General features: G+C 58.8%; 16 protein-coding genes and 1 pseudogene. 15 read left to right on the top strand and 2 right to left on the bottom strand.

What is annotated here, in order from left to right; genetic code table 11:
* Nucleotides 1-2: 2 nt before the first annotated feature.
* The 4 genes from BUB44_RS00885 (at nt 3) to tsaA (ending at nt 8,839) form a co-directional block, all read left to right on the top strand.
* Complete coding sequence (locus tag BUB44_RS00885; protein WP_242655775.1) at nt 3-3,248, top strand: DUF1156 domain-containing protein; 3,246 nt, start codon at nt 3-5, stop codon at nt 3,246-3,248.
* Nucleotides 3,249-3,260: 12 nt separating this feature from the next.
* On the top strand, nt 3,261-7,172 hold the full coding sequence (locus BUB44_RS00880; protein ID WP_073162460.1) for a DEAD/DEAH box helicase: 3,912 nt from the start codon (nt 3,261-3,263) through the stop codon (nt 7,170-7,172).
* A 125-nt stretch (nt 7,173-7,297) separates the two neighbouring features.
* A complete protein-coding gene (locus tag BUB44_RS00875) occupies nt 7,298-8,146 on the top strand; it encodes a cyanophycinase (protein ID WP_073162501.1) in 849 nt (282 codons plus the stop codon).
* Between the two features lie 228 nt (nt 8,147-8,374).
* Complete coding sequence (gene tsaA, locus BUB44_RS00870; protein ID WP_073162459.1) at nt 8,375-8,839, top strand: tRNA (N6-threonylcarbamoyladenosine(37)-N6)-methyltransferase TrmO; 465 nt, start codon at nt 8,375-8,377, stop codon at nt 8,837-8,839.
* A gap of 30 nt (nt 8,840-8,869) precedes the next feature.
* Here tsaA and BUB44_RS15055 read toward each other — a convergent pair whose 3' ends face one another.
* Entirely contained in the window at nt 8,870-9,046 is a 177-nt protein-coding gene (locus tag BUB44_RS15055; protein WP_207545599.1) for a hypothetical protein, read from the bottom strand.
* Nucleotides 9,043-9,486, bottom strand: coding sequence for a type VII toxin-antitoxin system MntA family adenylyltransferase antitoxin (gene mntA / locus BUB44_RS00865; protein ID WP_165610981.1), 444 nt, complete (start codon nt 9,484-9,486; stop codon nt 9,043-9,045). Before mntA ends, BUB44_RS15055 begins: the two co-directional genes overlap by 4 nt.
* 284 nt (nt 9,487-9,770) lie before the next feature.
* Here mntA and BUB44_RS00860 point away from each other — a divergent pair, with 284 nt between their 5' ends.
* The 11 genes and pseudogenes from BUB44_RS00860 (at nt 9,771) to ispE (ending at nt 20,843) form a co-directional block, all read left to right on the top strand.
* A complete protein-coding gene (locus BUB44_RS00860) occupies nt 9,771-10,544 on the top strand; it encodes an ATP-binding protein (protein WP_073162455.1) in 774 nt (257 codons plus the stop codon).
* 94 nt (nt 10,545-10,638) lie between these two features.
* Nucleotides 10,639-11,760 carry an iron ABC transporter substrate-binding protein gene (locus tag BUB44_RS00855; protein WP_073162454.1) on the top strand — a complete coding sequence of 374 codons (1,122 nt, stop codon included), beginning with the start codon at nt 10,639-10,641 and terminating at the stop codon, nt 11,758-11,760.
* 90 nt (nt 11,761-11,850) lie between these two features.
* A complete protein-coding gene (locus BUB44_RS00850; RefSeq protein ID WP_073162452.1) occupies nt 11,851-12,924 on the top strand; it encodes a FecCD family ABC transporter permease in 1,074 nt (357 codons plus the stop codon).
* Nucleotides 12,921-13,673 carry an ABC transporter ATP-binding protein gene (locus BUB44_RS00845; protein ID WP_073162451.1) on the top strand — a complete coding sequence of 251 codons (753 nt, stop codon included), beginning with the start codon at nt 12,921-12,923 and terminating at the stop codon, nt 13,671-13,673. The genes BUB44_RS00850 and BUB44_RS00845 overlap by 4 nt, the downstream gene beginning before the upstream one ends.
* Before the next feature lie 76 nt (nt 13,674-13,749).
* Complete coding sequence (locus BUB44_RS00840) at nt 13,750-14,619, top strand: class I SAM-dependent methyltransferase (protein ID WP_131821562.1); 870 nt, start codon at nt 13,750-13,752, stop codon at nt 14,617-14,619.
* Between the two features lie 40 nt (nt 14,620-14,659).
* Entirely contained in the window at nt 14,660-14,950 is a 291-nt protein-coding gene (locus BUB44_RS15670; protein WP_242655773.1) for a hypothetical protein, read from the top strand.
* Nucleotides 14,910-15,763, top strand: a pseudogene (locus tag BUB44_RS00835) (ABC transporter substrate-binding protein). Before BUB44_RS15670 ends, BUB44_RS00835 begins: the two are co-directional and overlap by 41 nt.
* A gap of 85 nt (nt 15,764-15,848) precedes the next feature.
* On the top strand, nt 15,849-16,322 hold the full coding sequence (locus tag BUB44_RS00830) for an ATP-binding cassette domain-containing protein (protein WP_073162448.1): 474 nt from the start codon (nt 15,849-15,851) through the stop codon (nt 16,320-16,322).
* Nucleotides 16,323-16,525: 203 nt separating this feature from the next.
* Nucleotides 16,526-17,089, top strand: coding sequence for a Uma2 family endonuclease (locus BUB44_RS00825; protein WP_073162446.1), 564 nt, complete (start codon nt 16,526-16,528; stop codon nt 17,087-17,089).
* Nucleotides 17,090-17,270: 181 nt separating this feature from the next.
* The gene (gene cphA / locus BUB44_RS00820; protein ID WP_073162499.1) at nt 17,271-19,919 is read left to right on the top strand and encodes a cyanophycin synthetase; all 2,649 of its coding nucleotides are present in this window, start codon (nt 17,271-17,273) and stop codon (nt 19,917-19,919) included.
* Between the two features lie 39 nt (nt 19,920-19,958).
* Nucleotides 19,959-20,843 (top strand): 4-(cytidine 5'-diphospho)-2-C-methyl-D-erythritol kinase, encoded by an 885-nt coding sequence (gene ispE, locus BUB44_RS00815; RefSeq protein ID WP_242655770.1) that lies wholly within the window; start codon nt 19,959-19,961, stop codon nt 20,841-20,843.
* Nucleotides 20,844-20,877: the final 34 nt, after the last annotated feature.

Genomic DNA, 20,877 nt, shown 5'->3' with positions numbered 1-20,877 from the left:
GGTTGACTGAACAGTTGCAGAGAGGGGATTGTTTTGTGGAAGAGCACGCCAAGTCCGCAACGGACCTGCGCCTGATCGAAGCGGGCTTTCCCTGCCACCAGGTGGGTGCGGAGACCCAGCGGGAGCGGGATACCGGGAAAGCGCCTCCTCCTCACCGTCTCCACGTCTGGTGGGCGCGGCGCCCCCTGGTGCCCAGCCGCGCCGCCGTCCTCAGTTCCCTCCTGCCCGCCGGGACGGACCCGGACTGGTTCCTCCGCCAGCTGGGCATCGAAAAAGTGCAGGCCCTGGTGAACGGGGAGCCGTGGACGCTGGAGGAAAGGTTAATTGAGCGTATTAACAAAAACGCCCTTGGACAGGAGATACTGAAAGTAGATTCTGTGGTCGCGAGGGCGCTTCAACGAGAACAGGAGGTCAGGGAAGGCTATAGGAAGCTAATCAAAGTAATCGTCGGTAAGAATCCCCTTCTAGACGAGCATCCAGTTATACAAAAGTGGAAGGATTTAAGTAAGCCGCTTCCTGAGCCGCTACCAGTAGAGGGTGATGTGCTGTTTGTTGAGCGGGTGGCCGCTGACCCGGCGTGGTTCAAGGCGTTAATTGAAATGGCTGAGGGTGCAGGTGTCCGTGTTCCAAATCTCTACGGGTATTCCCGTGCCTACTCTCATCAACCGGAATGGCAGCCTCCTGGCATAACCGTACTGGATCCTACCGCTGGCGGTGGTTCAATTCCTTTTGAGGCACTGCGACTTGGGTATCGTGTGATCGCAAATGAGTTAAACCCGGTAGCCGCTGTGATTTTGTATGCCACCCTTGATTATCCCGCCCGGTATGGTGTTGAGCTAGTAGGCGACATTCAGAAATGGGGGCAAAAGCTGCTTGATGCTTTAAACGAAAGAGTTGATTCCGTATTCCCTTGTGCCTTTCCATTGCCGCCAGACGAGCGGCGCGTCTTGGAGAAGTACTTAAGTAAGTGTCCAGATTTAGTTATCGACTGCGATCGAGAGGATACGACCACCTATTTATACGTCCGCCAGGTCACCTGCCCCCACTGCGGCGGCGAGGTGCCCCTGCTGAACACCTGCTGGCTGTCGAAGGAAGGCGAAAAGTGGGGCGTGCGCATGGTTACGGACGGCCGGCCGCGGGACGGCCGGGTCCGCTTTGCAACCTACCGTCTCAAGGGCAACCGGGGGCCGAACGGCGAGGACCCGGACTTCGCCACGGTGAAGGACGGCGTGGGCCTGTGCGTCCACTGCCGCCAGGCCATTCCCGCCGACGAGATCAAAGCCCAGGCGAGGGGTGAGTCGCCCCACGGCAGGTGGCAGGACCGGCTTTACTGCGTGGTGGCCGTGCGCTGCCAGCCGAAGCTGGATAAACACGGCAGGCCCCAGCGCTACAAGAGCGGCGAGCGGGCCGGTGAAATCAAAATCGAGAAGGTCCGCTTCTTCCGGCCGCCCAACGACCGCGACCTTGAGGCCCTGCGTGAGGCCGAAAGGCGCCTGGCCGGGTGCTGGCCCGGCTGGGAGCGGCAGGGGCTCATTCCGACGGAGCGTTTCCCGGAAGGCAACGATATGCGCCCGGCTATTTACGGCATGGCGCGCTGGTGCGATATGTTCACGCCGCGCCAGCTCCTGGGGCACCTCATCCTGGTGGAGGAGCTCAACCGCCTCAAGCCGGAAATCCTCCGGGAGCTGGGGGAGGAGCGCGGCCGTGCAGTTGTTACATACCTTCAGTTTATGATCGATAAATGCCTGGATTATAACAGCAAGCAGACAAGGTGGCATTATAATCGAGGTGTCCTGATTAATACCTTTGGAAGGCATGATTATTCAATTAAATGGACATTTGGTGAGATGATCTTAACCGGCCCTAACTCGGGCGCGGCCTGGGCGCTGGCGCAGGTTGTCGACGCCTACAGAGGGATGGCGGAACTGCTGGCGCCCCTGCACGCAGAGCTTAACGGGGCCGCGCCGCCGGTGACCATCCGGTGCGGCACGGCGGCCCGGATGGAACTCCCCGATGGTTCGGTGGATCTGATCTGTATCGACCCGCCCTATTACAACAACGTCCAGTATGCAGAGCTGTCCGACTACTTCTACGTCTGGCAGCGCCGCACCCTCCACGACCTCTACCCGGAGCTGTTCCGGCGGCGGCTCACCAACAAGACGGACGAGGCCGTGGCCAACCCGGCGCGGGACGGGTCGGCCGCCGGGGCGCAAAGGGAATACGAGCGCCTGATGGGCGAGATTTTCGCCGAGTGCCGCCGCGTGCTCAAAGACGACGGCATCATGACCATTATGTTCACCCACAAGACGCAGGAGGCCTGGGAAGCGCTGACGCGCTCGCTGATCGAGAACGGCTGGACCATTACTTCCTCTATGCCTGTTGAATCTGAAGCAACCGAATCCATTCACCAGAAAGGAATGGCGGCTGCCGCCAGTTCCATCTTCCTTACCTGCCGCAAGCGCCAGAAAACAGGTGGCCCGCCGGCCACCTGGACGGGATTCGGCGGCACGGGGGTGGCCCGGCGAGTGCGCGAGGCCGTGCGCCAGGGCCTGCAGGAGTTTGAGCGGCTGCGGTTAAACCCCGTGGACGAGATGGTGGCCAGCTACGGTCGGGCGCTGCGCGTGCTCTCCGAACACTGGCCGGTGCTCGACGGCGACGAGCCGGTCAGCCCCACCCGCGCCATGAACGAGGCCAGCGCCGTGGTGGCCCAGTATCAGGTCGCCCGCCTGACGCAGGGGCGCTTGCAGGTGGACGACATGCATCCCGAGGCAGCCATGGCCCTGACCCTTTACGGCATTTTCGGCCTGGCCGAATTTCCCTATGACGAGGCGCTGAACCTCTCGCGCTCCCTGGGCATTAAACTGGAGGTCAAGACCGCCGGGTATGTCGCCAGCGGGCGGATGACCGGCATCAACGACGAGGGGCGGGGCGGCCGCCTGGTACGCGGCGGCGCCCAGGAAACCGGTTACCACGCGCCCCTTGTCCGCCGCGGGTCAAAGCTGCGCCTGGCCCGGCCGGAGGAGCGCCACAAAAAACGCGTGGACAATCCGCAGACGGAGTGGGACGTCCTGCACGGTTTGATTCTTGCCTACCGGGAGGGCGACATTCCCGTCGCCCGCGCTTACCTGGCGCGGCACGCGCCGGGGCGCGAACAGGTGATCCTGGATTTGCTCTCCGTATGGGCGGCGGAAATGACCGACGAAGAATTGCGCAGGGAGGCCGGGGCCATTCTATTCGGCCTCAAGTGAGGGAAGAGTCCAATGGAGTCAACCGGTGCCTCTCCGGAAGGGAAGGGCCTGCGGTCCCGCCGCTGGCTCCTCTCCTACAAAACATCTTCGACTCTTATCGACGGCCGCCCGGTGGACATGCTGCACGATTTTTACATACCCGCCCTGCGCCTGGCGGTGCGGTACGACCGGGTGGCCGGGTATTTCCGCTCCTCCTCCCTGGCCGCCGCCTCCGCGGGATTTTCCGCCTTTATCGGCCGGCGGGGCAAGATGCGCCTCATCGTCGGCGCCGACCTGGAGCCCGAAGACGTGAGGGCCATCCTGGCCGGTGACAGGGAGCGATTGGCGGCCCGGCTGAATGATGAGCTGGACCGACCCGCGTCCTGGCCGGAGGGTGTGCAAAACGGCGTGACGCTCCTGGCCTGGATGGTGGCCCGCGGATACCTGGAGGTTCGCGTGGCCTTCCGGGTCCACAAAGAGACCGGCGAGCCGCTTCCCTTTGATGCGGTGGACGACGGCTACGTGCACGAAAAATGGTTTGTTCTGCACGATGAATTCGGCAACCGCCTGTACGGGGCGGGTACGCTCAACGAGTCGAGAACGGCGCTTATCCTCAACGCCGAGAATATCGATATCCACTGCGACTGGTGGGGGGAGATGGACCGCCGGCGGGTGGAGGAGGCCGTGGAAGCTTTTGAAAACCTCTGGCAGGGCCGGGTTCCCCACCTGCCGGTAATGACCCTGCCGGAAGCGGTCAGGCGGCGCCTGATCCGGATTGCCGAAGGGGTCCGCCGCCCGGTGGAGATTGACGGCACCAGTGCCGCCTCCGGGGCGGTTGAACCGCCTCCGGCCATGGAACGGCTGCGGTTTGCCCTTTTGCGCGACGCGCCGAAAATGCCCGGCGGCCGGTTCGTGGGTATGGAGACTGCCCCTGTCGAACCGTGGCCGCATCAGGCCGTCGTCGTGCGCAGGCTGGTGGAAACCTGGCCGCACTCCTACCTGTTGTGCGACGAGGTCGGCCTGGGCAAGACCATCGAAGCCGGGCTGGCGTTCCGCTCCCTGTACCTTTCGGGCCTGGTGAAGCGCATCCTCATTGCCGCACCGGCAAGTCTTACCCGGCAGTGGCAGCGTCAGATGGCTTCCAGGGTCCTCCTATCCTTTGGCCGGGCGCGCACTGTTCCGGAAATATCCCATGAATATATTTTTCCGTTTGAAGAAAACCGGGTGGCGGCATCATTATATGAACCGGACCTGGTCATCGTGTCCACGGGACTGCTCGCCCGCCGGGAGCGGGCCGCGGCCCTGGTAAACGCCGAAACTTTTGATATCGCCCTGGTGGACGAGGCCCATGCGCTCCGGCGGAGGAACCCCCAGGGTGGATCCCGGGAGCACCCGGAATACGGGCATCTCTACCTGGCCGTCCGCGATTACCTGCGGGTCAGGGCGCGCAGCCTGTGGCTGGCCACCGCCACGCCGATGCAGATCGACCCCGTGGAGGTGTGCGACCTGCTGGCGCTGACCAACCGCGCGGGGGTGTTCCAGTTTGACCCAACACTGACCCTGCAGTATTACGAGATCCTGGGCAGGCTCGTGCGCGGGGAGGAGGCCGGCGCTCAGGAGTGGGAGTTCCTGCGGCGCGCCGTACGGGCAGTGAAAATGCAGGACCCGGTGCTCTGGCGCTTTATCGAGGAAAGTGTCATCGACGGGCGCATCCGGACCACGGTGCGGCAGTGGCTCGAATACGGGCGGATCCCCCGGGGCAGGGACCGGGAGTTAATGTGCCGCCTGATTTTCAGCGCGTCGCCGCTTTCGCGGGTGATGCTGCGGCATACCCGGCGCCTGCTGGAAATTTACCGCGACCGCGGGCAGCTGCAGCAGAATCTCCCCCGGCGCCACATCATGTCCGTGCCCCGGATTGTTTTCACACCGCAGGAACGGCGCATATACGAACAGCTGGAAGAATACTGCACCGGCCTTGCCGAGCAGCTCAGCAGGCAGAAAGACCAGCAGACCCGCCAGATGGTCAGTTTCCTGCTCAGCTTCCTGCGCCTCCGGTTTGCGTCCAGCCTGTATGCCCTCCGCGAGACCCTGCGGCGGCGCCTGCACAGGGTGGAAGCCACGCTGAAAAATCAGCTCGTTGAAGAAGGGAGCGAATACGAACCTGAATTCTTCTCGCTGGCCAACCCGGCCTTTGAGGATGAAATTGAGGATGATCTGCCCCTGGCCTCCGCATCCCTGTTGAAGCACCGGACTCCGGCCGACCTGGAATGGGAACGGGGCCGCCTGCGGACCCTGCTTGAGGAGATGGCCGACATCAGCGGGCCTTCGTCCAAAATGCAGGTTCTTCTGGACACCCTGGACCGGCGCCGGGACCGGCGGACCGGGCGCATCCGGCAGACCGTCGTCTTCACCCGTTTTTACGATACGCTTAAAGATGTCGTTGCCCGGCTGCTCAAATCCGACCCGCAGATGCTCATCGGCACCTACGCCGGGCGGGAAGCCGGGTATTACGACCCCGGGCGGGGGGAGATGATCCCGGTGGACCGCGAAGAGGTCAAGGAGCGGTTCCTGCGCGGCGAGATCGACGTCCTTGTCTGTACGGATGCAGCGGCGGAAGGTTTAAACCTGCAGACCGCCGACCTGCTGGTCAACTTTGATCTGGGCTGGAACCCGATGAAGGTGGAACAGCGGATCGGGCGCATCGACCGCATCGGGCAGAAGCACGAGGATATCTACGTTCTCAACCTGTGCTATGCCGGCAGCGCCGAGGAAGAGGTTTACATCCGCCTGCTGTCCCGCCTGGCCCGGGCCAATATGATCGTGGGCACGCAGCAGTTCTCGCTGCTTCCGGTGGGACCGGAAGATTTTCAGGAGCTGGCCGAGGGAAAGCTCACTTCCGAAGAATTGTGGGCCCGCGCCCGGGAGAGGATGGAGGTCCAGCGCCGGCGGGTGGAGAGCATGGAGATCCGCCCGGAAGAGCTATACGAAATTTACATGCGGATGGCCCGGTCCAGCGGCCGCCGGGCCGCACCGGTGGACCTGACGGCTATCTGGGAGGCCCTGAGCGGGTCGCAGTACCTGCGGGACCTGGGCTGTACCGTGTCCACGGAGCCCGGGCCTTATATGGCCCTTTGGGGCATCGAAGGTGTGCCGGATGGGGCCGTTCTCACCGTTTCCCGCGAGCTTTACGAGAAAGGCCTGGCGGGCGGTGGGGTGCGCGTTCACTTTGCTTCCTACGGCGATCCCTACTTCGATGCTCTCCTGGAACAGCTGGGCAGGTTCGAGCTGCCCGGGTGCGTGCGGCGGATTGCCGTCGGCGTTCCCGGCATGGAGGGTGTGGAGATGGTGGGTTACGCGGCGGCCTGCTCCGGGGCCGGTGGCATCCGTCAGATCCGGCTCATCCTGGGCTGGAGCGACCTGGAGGGCCTGCGCCTGGCGGAGGCGGAATCCCTGTCGGAGGCGGAGGTGGCACCGCTGCGGGAGAAACTGGAGCGGGCGGCCCGGGAAGAATTTGCATCCTGTCTTGTGGCCGGGCGGATCGAGCGGGAGAATATACGCGCCGCCCGGGTGCAGGAGATGTTTAACTTCCTGGTGATCCGCGATCTTCTTGAGACCAGGGCGCGGTCTGCCGGGGAGGGGGCGCTTTTCTGGCCGGTCCTGCGGGAAGTTGCTTCCCTGGTGGAAGAACGGGGGCAGGTCCTTGCCGGCGGCCTGCCGGTGGGGGTCCTCAGGGCGGTGGCCGGGGAGTTGCTGTTTCCATGCCCGGTGCCCGCTGCCGGGGACAGGACTGCTGTCCCGGTCCCGCGCGTCCTGGTCCGGGCGGCTGTTGATGCCGCCAGCCGCCTGGCGGACAGTTTGAAGGTGCACAAAAGCGAGCTCCGCGTTGATACGGTGCTGGCGCGCCTGCAGCGCGAGATAGAAGCCAGGTGGCGGCAGGTGAGTTAGGCATCATTTATTTGTTTATCTGGTTGGCTTCCGGGTACAGATTACCCGGTTTTTTTATTGGGGGATTAATTTTTTTTGTACGGCGTAAAACAATTAAAGACAGGTTAATTTGCGGGGTGTCTGGAATGACAGCAAATGATCACTGGCGGGGTGGCGCCGCAGAATCTTTCCTGCTCATCGGGGGGGCGGAGGATAAGGACGGGGAGTGCTTCATCCTGCGCGAGTTCGTCCGCCTGGCCGGGGGGGAGCGGGCGGGCATTGCGGTGATTACCACGGCCGCCCGCCTGCCCGGGGAAGTGGGTGAGTCCTACCGCCGGGTATTCCTGCGGCTGGGGGCGGGGGAAGTCTGGCCGGTCCACCTGGACAGCCGGGAAAAGGCCGGGGACCCCTACCATATCGCCGCATTGCAGCGGGCCACGGGTGTTTTTTTTACAGGCGGGGACCAGTTGAGGATTACCAGGATCCTGGGTGATACTCCCTTTGAGCGCAGTTTAAAGGCCAACGGTTCCGGGAGGCTGATCATCGGCGGTACCAGTGCCGGTGCGGCGGCCATGGGCGAGATCATGATCACAGGCGGCAGGGGAGGGTATCCTCCCGGCAGGAACGCGGTGAAAATGGCCCCCGGCCTGGGGCTGCTCGGCGGCGTGGTGATTGACCAGCATTTCGCCCAGCGGGGGCGCATCGGCCGGCTTCTTGCCGCCGTGGCCTGCTATCCCCGCATACTGGGAATCGGTATTGACGAGGATACAGCCGTAGTCGTGTCGCCTGCCGGCCGGTTTACCGTTCTGGGGTCCGGCACGGTGACGGTGGTGGACGGGCGGACCATCACGCATACCAACGCTTCCGATTTACACCCCCAGCCCATGCTGGCCCTCACCGGGGCAACCCTGCACGTTCTACCCCCTGGCTACGGGTATGATTTAAAAGCCAGAAAACCCCGCCTTCCGGAAGCGCCGCGGCCTGTTTCCCGTTGAGCCCGGTTGCCGGTCCGCCCGGCACATTTTATTGACTTTGCCTTTTCTTCCTGGTAAAATGGGTGTAAACCTGGAGAAATAAACTGGCACCCCGTTACGAAAACGGGGGTATCGTGAGGAAAAGGCGGCCACGGAGGCCCGGGTACCCTTTGCGGAAAAAGGGGACGCGGCCTTTTTGTTTTTCCGGGGCCATAATAAAGAGGTAAACAATAAAGAAGGTGATTTAATTTGGAACTGGTTCCCATTGGGGTGATCCACAGCCCTTACCGGGTGCCCGGCGAGGCGCCCCGCCAGGGTCGTTTTTCCGACCGGGTGGCGGAGCTGGAGATATATCCCCGGTTCAAGGAAGGTTTAAAAGATGTGGAGCAGGCAACCCACCTGATTGTGCTGTACTGGTGCCACCTGGCGCAGCGGGACGTTCTGCAGACCAGAACGCCCTGGGGTCCCGAGATACGCGGTGTCTTTGCCTGCCGTTCCCCATCCCGGCCCAACCCCATCGCTTTCTGTGTGGCCGAGCTGCTGGAGGTGAAGGAGAACCGCCTGCTGGTGCGCGGGGTCGACGCGCTGGACGGGAGCCCGCTGCTGGATATAAAGCCTTATTCACCCGGGGTGGACAGCGTTCCCGGGGCGCGCCTGGGCTGGTTCGAGGAGGCTACCAAAAGCTGTCGGCAGCCAGCCGGTGGGCAGGGATAAATCAGACCCCGCCCCGGGCTATGTACGTTTTTACCTGCCAATGTCAAAGAGGCTTTCCAGCGCCCGGCGCAGGTGGTGTTCCGCTATGGCAAAGTTGTCGGGATCGGCCAGGAATTGCTCCCTGGTCAAAGTGCCCATCTTTTTTAGCCTGGCTATTGACCGGTTGATCAGATCGATGCGGTTATGGATCAATTCTTTGTTAATCAAGTTTCAGGTCCTCCCGCTATTTTTGCTGTTAACTCTTCCGCCATTTCCCGGTAATATCTATCCAGGACGGGTTTAAAATCCAGATAATCCCTTACGGTCATGTCCTCAAAATCGGTGCGGAAATCTTCGTCGGAGCAATAAATTATTTTGCCGTTTTTTATGACAGTAAACCTCAGGTAGATGGGAGCTTTTTGTAAAAAAAGCAGGTCTGCTTCCAGGGGTGCCAGAATTTCGGATATTGCGTCCTGGATCTCTATTTCCAGATCCAGGTTGTGCCTTGCGGGGGAGTAGGTGCGGAAAATTACGGCCAGGTCAATATCGCTATCCTGGTAATAATCTTCCCCGGCGCGCGAGCCAAAAAGGTAGCAGCATGTAATACCGTAAGCTTCAAATACCGGCAGTGATTTTTCGCGCAACGATTGTATGTCCAGGATTTCCACCCCCCACTTAATAGAGATAATAAACTCAGCTACCGGGAGACCGGGATGCGTGCTGTTAATTTTAATATAGCATGTGCCATCGGCGAAAACCAGACATTCCCGGGGCCTGCAGTGTGGGGGCATTAAGAATTTAAAAAATTTTATTGCCGGGTTTTCTTTTAGCAGGTAAAATAATTTATAGCAGTATATGATAATCGGGTCAGGGAGGCCCTTTTGCCGGCCTGAAGGCTGGGCAGGGGGTCTTTTTGTATTTTCCAGAAAATACAGGATGGGAGGGTTTTGCGATGCCCAAAATCATGATCTGCGGCCGGGGCGGCAGCGGCAAGAGCACGCTGGTTACCTTGCTGGCAAGAGCGCTTGCTGAACGGGGAAAGGTGCTGGTGGTGGATACCGACGAATCAAACCTGGGCCTGCATAAAATGCTGGGCCTTTCCACTCCGGCGATGACTTTAATGGGTTGCCTGGGCGGTAAACCGGCGGTGCGCGAGAAGTTGCTGGCCTCCCTTCAGAAAAAGGGTGACGAAAACACGGGCTTCTTCGCGGACGGCTTAAGCCTGGCCAGTTTGCCCCCGGAATGTACTGGTGGGGAGTGGCCGTTGCGCTTCCTGCGTATTGGTAAAATTGAGCGCAGCATGGAAGGTTGCGCATGTCCCATGGGGGCGGTGGCCCGCTCGTTTTTAAAGCAGTTGCGGGTTGGGCAAGACGAGTGGGTGCTTGTGGATACCGAAGCCGGGGTGGAGCATTTCGGCCGGGGAGTTGTGGAGGGAGTCGACCTGGTGGTGATGGTGGTTGATCCCTCGCACGAGGCGGTCCTGCTGGCCGAGCGGGCCAGAGCACTGACGGCGGGGGTGGGAAAGGAGTTTGTGGCTGTTTTAAACAAGGTCGATGCCGAGACAGAATCTTTTTTACGCCGGGAGTTGTCTGCAAAAGGTATTCCGGTGCGGGGTGCGTTTGGCTTTGCGCCGGAAATCACGAAAGCCAACCTGGTAGGCAATCCGCTGCCGGCGGGAAACTATCGGGAACAGGTAAAGGAGTTACTGGCTTCCCTCTCATTTTAAGATTCTTAAAACATTGTCCCGGCTTGGTTACAAAATGGTGACTGCCGATCCTTGAAATCATTTAACTTGCATGAAATAAGGGGAGGGGAAAGGAATGCGGACAAAAGTGCTGAAGGTGGGGTTCCTGCTCATTGTACTGCTGGTTACCCTGGTTGTCCTGGGTGGGTGCGGTGCCAAAACAGCCGGGCAGGATACGTCTGCGCCGCAGAAAGCCGTTGTCACCGACCTGGCCGGCCGGCAGGTGGAAGTTCCCGTTCCGGCAAACAAGGTGGTGGCCATCGGCCCCGGCGCATTGCGGCTGGTTTGCTATGTCAACGGCGCGGATAAGGTGGTGGGTGTGGAAAACCTGGAAAAACAGCAGCCCACCGGCCGGCCGTATATCCTGGCCCATCCCGAATTAAAGGACTTGCCCACCATTGGCCAGGGAGGGCCCGATTCCACCCCGGATGCGGAAAAGATTGTCAGCGTCAAGCCGGACGTAATTTTTGTCGCTTACCTGGTGGATAAGGCCAAGGCCGATGAGCTCCAGGCTAAGACCGGGATTCCGGTGGTGGTTTTAAGCTACGGCAGGCTGGCCACCTTTGACGAGGACGTTTATAAGTCCCTTGAGCTGGTTGGCAAAATTACCGGCAGTGAGGAAAGGGCCCGGGAAGTAGTTGATTACCTGAAAAAATGCCAGCAGGATTTGCATGAGAGGACGAAGGACATTCCTGAAGACAAAAAACCCGGGGTCTACGTGGGCGCCCTGGGCATGAAGGGAGTGCACGGCATCGAGAGCACCCAGGCCAAATATCCACCCTTTGTAGCTGTCAATGCCCGGAATGTGGTTGATGAAACGGGTAAAACGGGAAGTGTCATGATCGACAAGGAAAAGCTCCTGGAATGGGACCCCGATATTATCTTTATCGATGAAGGCGGCTTAAACCTCGTGCGGGAAGACTACAAGAAGAACCCGCAGTTTTACCAGTCCCTGAAGGCGGTCAAAACAGGCCGGGTTTACGGCCAGATTCCTTATAATTACTACACCACGAACATCGGCACCGCCATTGCCGACGCCTACTACGCCGGAAAAGTGATTTACCCCGAACAATTTAAAGATATCGACCCGGCCCAAAAGGCCGATGAGATTTACCAGTTTCTTTTGGGCAAACCTGTATATGAACAGATGGCGAAAGATTACGGTGGATTTAAAAAGCTGGATCTTGCCGGTCCGTAATACCCGGGGAGTTCCTGTGTTCGAGCGAGCCGGACAATTCCAGCCCGAGTAAATAATGGTAAACCTCTATTTTCGTGGGTGATAAAAAATATGCGGCAGGTAGCGATGGAAAACATCCCGGAAAGTTACCTTAAGTATACCCAGAGAAAAGTTTTCATCATTTGCCTGCTTGTCCTTGCAACCGCCCTGCTGGGTATCTACGCCATCAACGCCGGGTCGGCGGAGCTTTCGCCGGCCCAGGTGCTGCTGACCCTGCTGGGCAAAGCGGAGGGACGTTTAAATATCATTATCTGGAACATCCGGCTGCCCCGCGTGGTGGCGGCAATTGTTGCCGGAGTCGGCCTTTCTGTGGCCGGCTGCGTGATGCAGAACCTCTTGCGCAACCCCCTGGCGTCCCCTTTCACCCTGGGCATTTCGCAGGGCTCGGCCTTTGGCGCCGCCGTGGCCATCATTGCCCTGGGGGCGGGGAGCACCCACAGCACCAGCGCTGATGCAGTCATCATCAACAACCCCTACCTGGTCAACATTGCCGCCTTTGTGGGGGCGATGGCGACGACCCTGGTGGTCCTCTTCCTGGCCCAGGTCAGGGGGGTCACTCCCGAAGCGATGGTCCTGGCGGGGGTGGCCCTGGGCTCCCTTTTTTCAGCCGCCACCATTATCCTGCAGTTTTTTGCCAGCGACGTGCAGGTGGCTTCGATTGTTTTCTGGACCTTCGGCGACATCGGCCGGGCTTCCTGGCGGGATCTGGAAATCATGGTTGTAGTAACCGGCGCCGCGCTGCTCTACTTTATGGCCAACCGGTGGAATTACAACGCTCTGGACGGCGGGGAGGAGACGGCCAAAGGGCTGGGTGTTGATGTGGAGAAGGTGCGGCTGGCCGGGATGTTCGTGGCCTCCCTGGTCACGGCGGTAACTGTATCGTTTCTGGGCATCATCGGCTTCATCGGCCTGGTCGGCCCGCACATGATGAGAAGGGTGCTGGGCGGCGACCACCGTTTTTTAATCCCGGCTGCCAGCGTAATGGGAGGGCTTTTGCTGCTTGCTTCCGATACCCTGGCCAGAACCATTATTTCCCCGGTTGTTTTGCCGGTGGGGGCGATTACCTCCTTTATGGGTGCCCCCCTGTTCCTATACCTTCTCTCCAGGGGGTACGGCAAAAGATGATCCTGTCGGTAGACGGAGTGGAATTCAGTTACAGCAGCCGGCCCGTGTTAAAGGATATCAAATTTGAAGTCAACAGGGGAGAATTTTTTTCTATCCTGGGCAACAACGGCGCCGGTAAGTCCACCCTGCTCAAGTGCCTGAACAGAATTTTAAAGCCGCAAACGGGGACAATTCTCATTGAAAAAGAAGACCTGTTTGCGCTCAGCTCCCGGGAGGTAGCCCGGCGCCTGGGATACGTGGCGCAAAGATACGAGAGCACCCGGTTTACAGTCTTCGATGCCGTGCTGCTGGGCAGGAAGCCCCATATCAAATGGGGGGCCACGGCAAGGGATCTGGAAATTGTGCGGAAAGTGCTGGCCGTTCTCGGACTGGAGGAATTTTCCCTGCGCTACCTGGACGAGTTGAGCGGGGGAGAGCTGCAGAAGGTGGTCATCGCCAGGGCCCTGGCCCAGGAACCCCGGGTCCTCCTGCTGGACGAACCCACCAGCAACCTGGATCTGAAGAATCAATTCGAGGTTTTGAAAACGGTAAAGAAAGCGGCCAGGGAGCAGAATATAGCAGCGGTGGTGGTAATGCACGACCTCAACCTGGCCCTGCGGTTTGCGGATAAATTCCTGCTCCTGAAGAACAGGACCGTCTTTGCCTGCGGGGGGATGGAAATCATGACTCCGGAAAACATTGCCGGCGTCTACGGCGTTCCGGTGGCGGTGGAAAGGCTGGCCAGCATACCTGTGGTCGTACCGTTGTAACAGCCCGGGGTAGTCTTCATGGTTTTTTTGAGGTAGCTGAATTAGGAAAGTAGGTGATTTTTTGCAGTTATTTCCAGTGGGTGATCGCGAGTTTTGGGTGAAGCTCTGGCAGGATGCCCGGGAAAACTCGCCGTTAACACGGCGGCGTTGCCGTAGCGAGAAAGAGATGGTAGAAAATTGGAGCCGGCGCGCCAGCTGGTTTGCCCGGCGTACCAGCAATGGCAGGGGCCAGGTCAGGCGAAAAATGGTGCTGGATATGCTGGAACGGGAAGGAGCGCTTGGTCCTGAGGTCAAAGTGCTCGACATAGGAGCCGGGCCGGGTAACTATGCCATCCCTGTGGCCCGGTTGTGCGAGCAGGTAACCGCCCTTGAACCTGCCGCCGGGATGGTAAAAATATTGAAAGACAGGGCAAGGGCCGGGCAGGTAGAAAACATTACCATTATTCAGCGAACCTGGCAGGAAGTGGAGGTGGAAAAAGACGGACTGGCCGGCCGGTTTGATCTGGTGTTTGCCTCGATGACACCCGGGGTGCGGGACCCGGAAACACTGCAAAAAATGCTTGCCGCGTCAAGGAAGTTTTGCTACTTGAGTGCTTTTTCCGGCCAACGTTGGGAAAAGGCGCACCGCGACCTCTGGCGACGGTTCTTTGGTGAAGACATAGGCGATAATCCGGGAGATATAATTTATCCTTTTGGTTTGCTCTATGCCATGGGTTACCGGCCTAAGCTCAACTTTTTTACCATTAACCGGGTAGATGAGGAACCGGTGGGAAAAGCAGTGGAGAATTTGGCAAGATTTTTCTGGAGCTATATGGATATCACTCCCGAACTCAGGCGGACAATCGAACATTATGTAAAAGAGCATGCCGAAAACGGCGTTTTTCGCCAGGAAACCACCTTCTGCACCGGTATGATGCTGTGGCGGGTCGATGAAATTTTTACATGAGTTAAGACCCTGGGATTTATTTAGAACTGGAGGTGGCACAATGCCCAGAAAGTGCTTTTTAATTGTATTACTGCTGGTTATATCATTAAGCCTTCTTCTGTTTGGTTGTGGGACAGATCAAGCCAGGGATGACCGGAAACCTGGCGTAGCGAAGGGTGGGGAACAGCAGCAGGTAGATGTTATCAGGCTGGCCGGGGGAGATTGGGGTTACCCGAGTCCTTATGCCCATTATCCCAGAGGGCCGGGGATTTTTAAGATGTGCCTGATTTTTGACGGCCTTTTGGAGCGGGATGAAAAGGGGCTCATCCCCTGGCTGGCTGAAAAAATATGAAATTAAAGAAGGTGGTAAACAGTACCTGTTTACCATTCGAGACGGCGTTAAATGGCAAGATGGGAAGCCTTTGACTGCCGAGGATGTTAAATTCACTTTTGAATATGCAAGTAAACATCCCATGGTGTCGTCATATATCGGCAGTAAGGATATTGAAAAAGTGGAAGTGGTGGGAGATCGCCAGGTTTTGATTACCGTTTCGGAACCGAATGCAGCTATGCTTTATAACCTGGGCTTGACACGCATCATTCCCAAACACATCTGGGAAAACGTTGATAACCCGAAGGAGTTTACAAAGCCGGAAGCGGTCATCGGGACCGGCCCCTACCGCCTGACGGGCTATAACAAGGAACATGGCACTTACCGCTTTGAGGCTTTCGAGGATTTCTGGGGGCCCCGGCAGAGAGTCAAGGTTATTGAGTTTGTGCCGGTTAGTGAAGAAATTTTGGCCTTTGAAAAAGGGGAAATCGATCTGGCAGGTGTTACTCCCGACGTATTGCCCCGTTTTCAAAATGACCCGCAGTACAAAATAGTGAAAATCCGGGCTTCTGGGGATATCGTTTGCTATTTAACATGGGCGATTACCCGGTTTTGCGGCATAAAGAACTCAGGCAGGCCATCGCTTACGCCATTGATGCCAAAGAATTGATTGAAAAAGTGGCCCGCGGTGCTGCTGTTCCCGGCAGTGCCATGGTGTTTCAAAACTCCCTGGAAGTGCTTAATCCCGTACTCAGCATTGGAGAACAAATAGGGGAGCCTTTGCGGGCTCATTATATAACTTATCCCCCATGGAGATTGACCAAAAGGTTGTAAAATTATTGGAAATGGCAGGCCTTGAGCCGGAGTGGCGGCACTATTACCCGCACCAGTTATCAGGGGGAATGAGGCAGCGGGCCGCATGAAGGTTCTGGAAGTGGTTAGAGAACCGCTGGACATAATTAAGTGGGGCAGTAAAGAAGAAAGGGAAGAAGAAGCAATTAAGGCTTTGCAGAAGGTACAGTTGCCCGTCTCCCCGGAATTTTTAAATCGTTACTGTTACGCCTTAAGTGGAGGACAGCGACAGCGTCTGGCCATCGCCCGCGCCCTGGTGACAAAGCCGAAGCTGTTGATTGCCGACGAAGTGACCTCGATGCTGGACCCTTCCACCCAGGCCAATCTTTTAAGGGAGCTGAAAGCGCTCCAGAACAGGCATGGATTTGCCATGCTTTATATTACCCACGATTTGCATCTGGCCCGTAAAATTGCCGATAAAGTTTATGTTATGTATCGAGGTGAAATAGTGGAGAGGGGTGTATCCTTCGAAATATTCGAAAACCCGGAACATGTTTACACCAAAAGACTATTGAGAGAGGCCTTCAGAGATTTGGTTTGATCTGAATGCCGGGCGAACCGCCGGTTCTCGACGCCAGGCCGGCAATAATTACGCTGCTGTCCAGGAATACTTTAATTTGTTTATTTTTGCAGCCAGGCAGGCTTAGAGGGTTTGCGCAAAACTGCTGTGTTCAGGTAAAATAATGAAAAAACCGCGGATTAAGACAATGCCAGAACCAGTACCGGAGAATGGAGGTGCGAAAAATGAACGTCGTCCCGGGTGAGCTGGCGGCCGGCCGGCAAAGGTATACCTACGAAGACTACTGCCGCCTTCCGGAAGGTTCACCCTATCAACTGATTGGGGGGGAACTGGTCATGACACCCTCGCCCACACCATACCACCAGATGGTGTCCATGAAACTGGAATTAAAAATGGCGGGTTATGTCCTGGAAAAGGGACTGGGCATTGTTTTAGACGCTCCCGTCGACGTCTATCTGGAAGAAACGGAAACCTACCAGCCGGACATAATTTATATTTCCAACGAAAGGCTGTCCATTATCGAAGAGAAGCGGATTAATGGCGCCCCGGATCTGGTGGTGGAGATCCTTTCCCCCGGTACCGGTTATTACGACCTGCGAACCAAGTATAAGGTTTACGAAAAGAGCGGTGTCAGGGAATACTGGATCGTTGATCCCCATAGTAAATCGGTTCAGGTTTTTTGCCTGAAGGGCGGTAAATATGCCCTGGACCAGGAAGTGGAGCAGCAGGGGGAGGTTCAATCCCGTGTGATCCCGGGATTAGTGATAAAAGTGGAATGTATTTTTTAAGCAATACTGCAAGTGGCTACCATAGTTTTCGAAGTGGGAGATCTGAACAACTACCGCAGTGCCAGACAGTTAATAAAGCTGGCCGGTCTGAATCTGAATGGACCCTCCGCTAACATGGGTATTTTTTTTATTATGCTGGTCAATAATGGTAATATAGTTAATTTGCGGAGGGCAATTGAAAGTGAAGATCCTGGATTTGCGGGCTTATTACGGCAGCAACATTTACAGCTACCGGCCGGTGGTGAAGATGATTCTGGATCTGGCCCCCGACGGTTGCCGGCCTACCAGCGAGCTGGGGGATTTCAACCGGCGCTTGTTGACCCTCCTGCCCGGCCTGGAGGAACACCACTGCTCCCGCCGCCGCCCCGGGGGATTTGTGGAGCGGTTGAAAGAGGGCACCTACCTGGGCCATGTGGTGGAACACGTGGCCCTGGAGCTGTGCAAGCTGGCCGGCCAGGAGGTGTTTTACGGCACAACCCGGCAGGGGGCCGGGGAAACGGTTTATGAGGTGATTTTCGAATATAAATCCGCTCCCGGCGGGCTGGCTGCTGCCCGGGCGGCGGTGGAACTGGTGCAGGCCCTGCTGGAGAAAAAGGCGGTGGAAGTGGCGGAACTGGTGGAAAGGGTGCGGCTGGCCGCAGAAGAGGAGTATGGTCCCAGCACCCGGGCCATCCTGGAGGCGGCCCGGGAGCGAAAGATACCCGTTTTACCCCTGGGGGGAGGGTTTTACCAGCTGGGTTACGGCCGCTACGCCAGGCGGATAGCCGCAACCATTACCGATCGCACTTCCTGCACCGCCGTCGATCTGGTGCAGGATAAACAGTTATGCAACCGGCTGCTGGCCGATCACGGGGTGCCCGTTCCGGAGTCGGCAGTGGCCCGCTCTGCGGAGGAGGCTGTAGCCCTGGCTGAAAAGCTGGGCCCGCCCGTGGTCCTCAAGCCCGTGCGCGGGCACCACGGTCAGGGGGTCAGCCTCTTTGTATCCGGAGAGGCAGCGGTGCGCCGGGCTTATGAACTGGCCAGCTATTATGACAGCCGGGTGCTGGTGGAAAAGCAGGTTCCCGGCCGGCAGTACAGGCTGCTGGTGGTGGGGGAGCGCCTGGTGGCTGCGTCCTTGCGCCTGCCCCCCCGGGTGGTGGGGGACGGGAAGCGCACCATCCGCCAGCTGGTGGATGAGCTCAACCGGGACCCGCGGCGTGGCGACGGCCACGGCCGGCCCCTTTCCAGGATCCGCCTGGACGCGGTATCCCTGGCCTGCCTTGCCCGCCAGGGCTTCACACCCCGGGATGTACCCGGGAAGGGGCAGGTTGTTTTCCTGCGGGACAATGCCAACTTGAGTACCGGTGGGGCTGCCGTTGATGTTACGGAGCAGGTGCACCCGGCCAACGTCCGGCTGGCCGTGCGGGTGGCCCGCCTCACCGGCCTGGATATAGCCGGCATTGATGTGGTGGCGGGGGATATTGCCCGCCCGCTGGAGGAGCAGGGAGGAGCTATTATCGAGGTAAATGCTGCCCCGGGGCTGCGCATGCATACCCACCCGGTGGAGGGTCAGCCCCGGGACGTGGGGAGGGCCATTGTGGACGAGCTCTTCCCCCCCGGTACACCCTGCCGCGTTCCTGTGGTGGCGGTGACGGGGACCAACGGCAAGACCACCACCACCAGGATGATCGGGGCCATTCTGGCCCGGGCCGGCCTGGTGGTGGGTATGGCTACCAGCGACGGTATATACATTAACGGGCGGCGGGTGCTGGCCGGCGATACCACGGGGCCGGTCAGTGCCAGGCTGGTGCTCTCGGAGCCGGAAATCGATGTGGCCGTGCTGGAAACGGCCCGGGGTGGTATCCTGCGGGCCGGCCTGGGTTACGAAGGCAGCGATGTGGGGGTGGTCATCAACGTCAGCGGGGATCACCTGGGGCAGGACGGCATAGAGACGCTGGAAGACCTGGCCGATGTGAAGTCCCTGGTGGTGGAAACCGTACGTCAAAACGGTTTTGCGGTACTCAACGCCGACGATCCCCATGTCCTGGCCATGGCCGGCCGGGTCCGGGGTAAAATTATATACTTTTCCCTGGTACCCGATAACATTGCCGTGCGCCGCCACCTGGGAGCCGGCGGTACGGCAGTGTTTGTGAAAAACAGGATGCTGGTGGTGGCCCGGGGGCAGCAGGTGCGCCGCCTGCTGCCGGTACGCCGGTTGCCGTCCTCCCTGGAGGGTCTTGCCCGGCACAATATCCAGAATGCCCTGGCGGCAGCTGCAGCCTGCGTGGGCCTGGGGGTGTCCCCGGAGCATATCCGGGCGGGTCTGGAAAGCTTCCACTGCAACCTGGAACAGAATCCCGGCCGGTTGAACATCCTGGATGTAGAGGGTATCCGGGTGGTGATTGATTACGCCCACAATGCCGCCGGCTACCTCAGTATGGTTAATGTGCTGCGTCACTTTAGGGGGCGGCTGATTGGCGTCATTGGCGTGCCCGGGGACCGCCTGGATGAACAGATAAAAGAAGTGGGTCGCATTGCCGGCAGTAATTTTTCCGCCCTGTTCATCAAGGAAGATGCCCACCGGCGCGGCCGGCAGCCCGGAGAGGTGGCAGCCCTGCTGCGGGGAGGAGCGCTGGAAGGGGGTATGCCGCCCGGGAAGATCCGGGTGGTTCTGCCAGAAGGTGAGGCGGTGCTGCAGGCTCTTTTAATGGCCCGGACCGGTGAGACGGTAGCCATATTTTACGAAAAACTGGATACAGTAATGAAGGCCATTCATATTTTTCGTGCCCGCCACCAGCTTTCAGGCGGCGAAAAAGCGGGTGCGGGTGGCAGGGAAATATTCTCCCGGTAACGTAAATATTGAACTAAAAAAGATAAGGGAGAAATGCCCGTGCTGGAAGTGCTGGCCCGTGCCAAGATTAACCTCACCCTGGACGTAAAGGGGCTTCTGCCCGGCGGTTATCATGAGCTGGAAACCGTAATGCAGAGTGTAGATCTCTGCGACCGGCTGGTGTTTACACCCCGCTCCCGGGGTCTTGAGATTCAGACCGACAGTGAATTAATACCCTCCGGACCGGAAAATCTGATTTACCGGGCGGCGGAGTTGCTGCAGAAGGTCACCGGTTGCCGCCGTGGTGCCCATATTTTTTTATTTAAAAATATTCCGGTGGCCGCCGGCCTGGGGGGAGGTTCGGCCGATGCGGCGGCCACCCTGGTGGTCCTGAATGAGCTGTGGTCCCTGGGTCTCTCACGGGACGAGCTGCTCATGCTGGCTTCCAGGGTGGGGGCGGATGTACCTTTTTGCCTTATGGGAGGAACTGTTCTGGCCCGGGGGAAGGGGGAACTTATCACGCCCTTGAAACCCCTTCCCCCTCTGGGAGTGGTGCTGGTCACCCCGCCGCTGGCTGTATCCACGGCTCAAATCTACCGGGAATACGACCGTCTCCTGCCCGGCGTCCATCCCGATACTTCAGCCATGGTGGCAGCCATTGAAAAGGGAGATGCTGCGGCGGTGGCTGCCTTCCTGGGGAATGCCCTGGAACCGGTGACCACCACCCTCTACCCCCGGGTAAACGCGGTTAAAGAAGCCCTGCAGGCGGCCGGTGCCCTGGGGGTGGTCATGAGCGGTAGCGGTCCCACCGTTTTGGGATTGTGCCGGGATGAAGAGGAAGCCCGCCGGGTGGCCGGGCGCCTGGATCCGGGTCTGGGGCGGATTTTGTGTACCCGTTTATGCAGGCAGTCAATAGAACTTGCAGTAAGGGAAAACAAAAGGTAAAATATAGTATATGACCCGAAAAGTATGGTAAAGG

The organism is Desulfofundulus australicus DSM 11792 (assembly GCF_900129285.1).
Lineage (GTDB): Bacteria > Bacillota > Desulfotomaculia > Desulfotomaculales > Desulfovirgulaceae > Desulfofundulus > Desulfofundulus australicus.
Note: the sequence above shows the minus strand (reverse complement) of the source record. Positions and strands in the feature narration are given on the sequence as shown.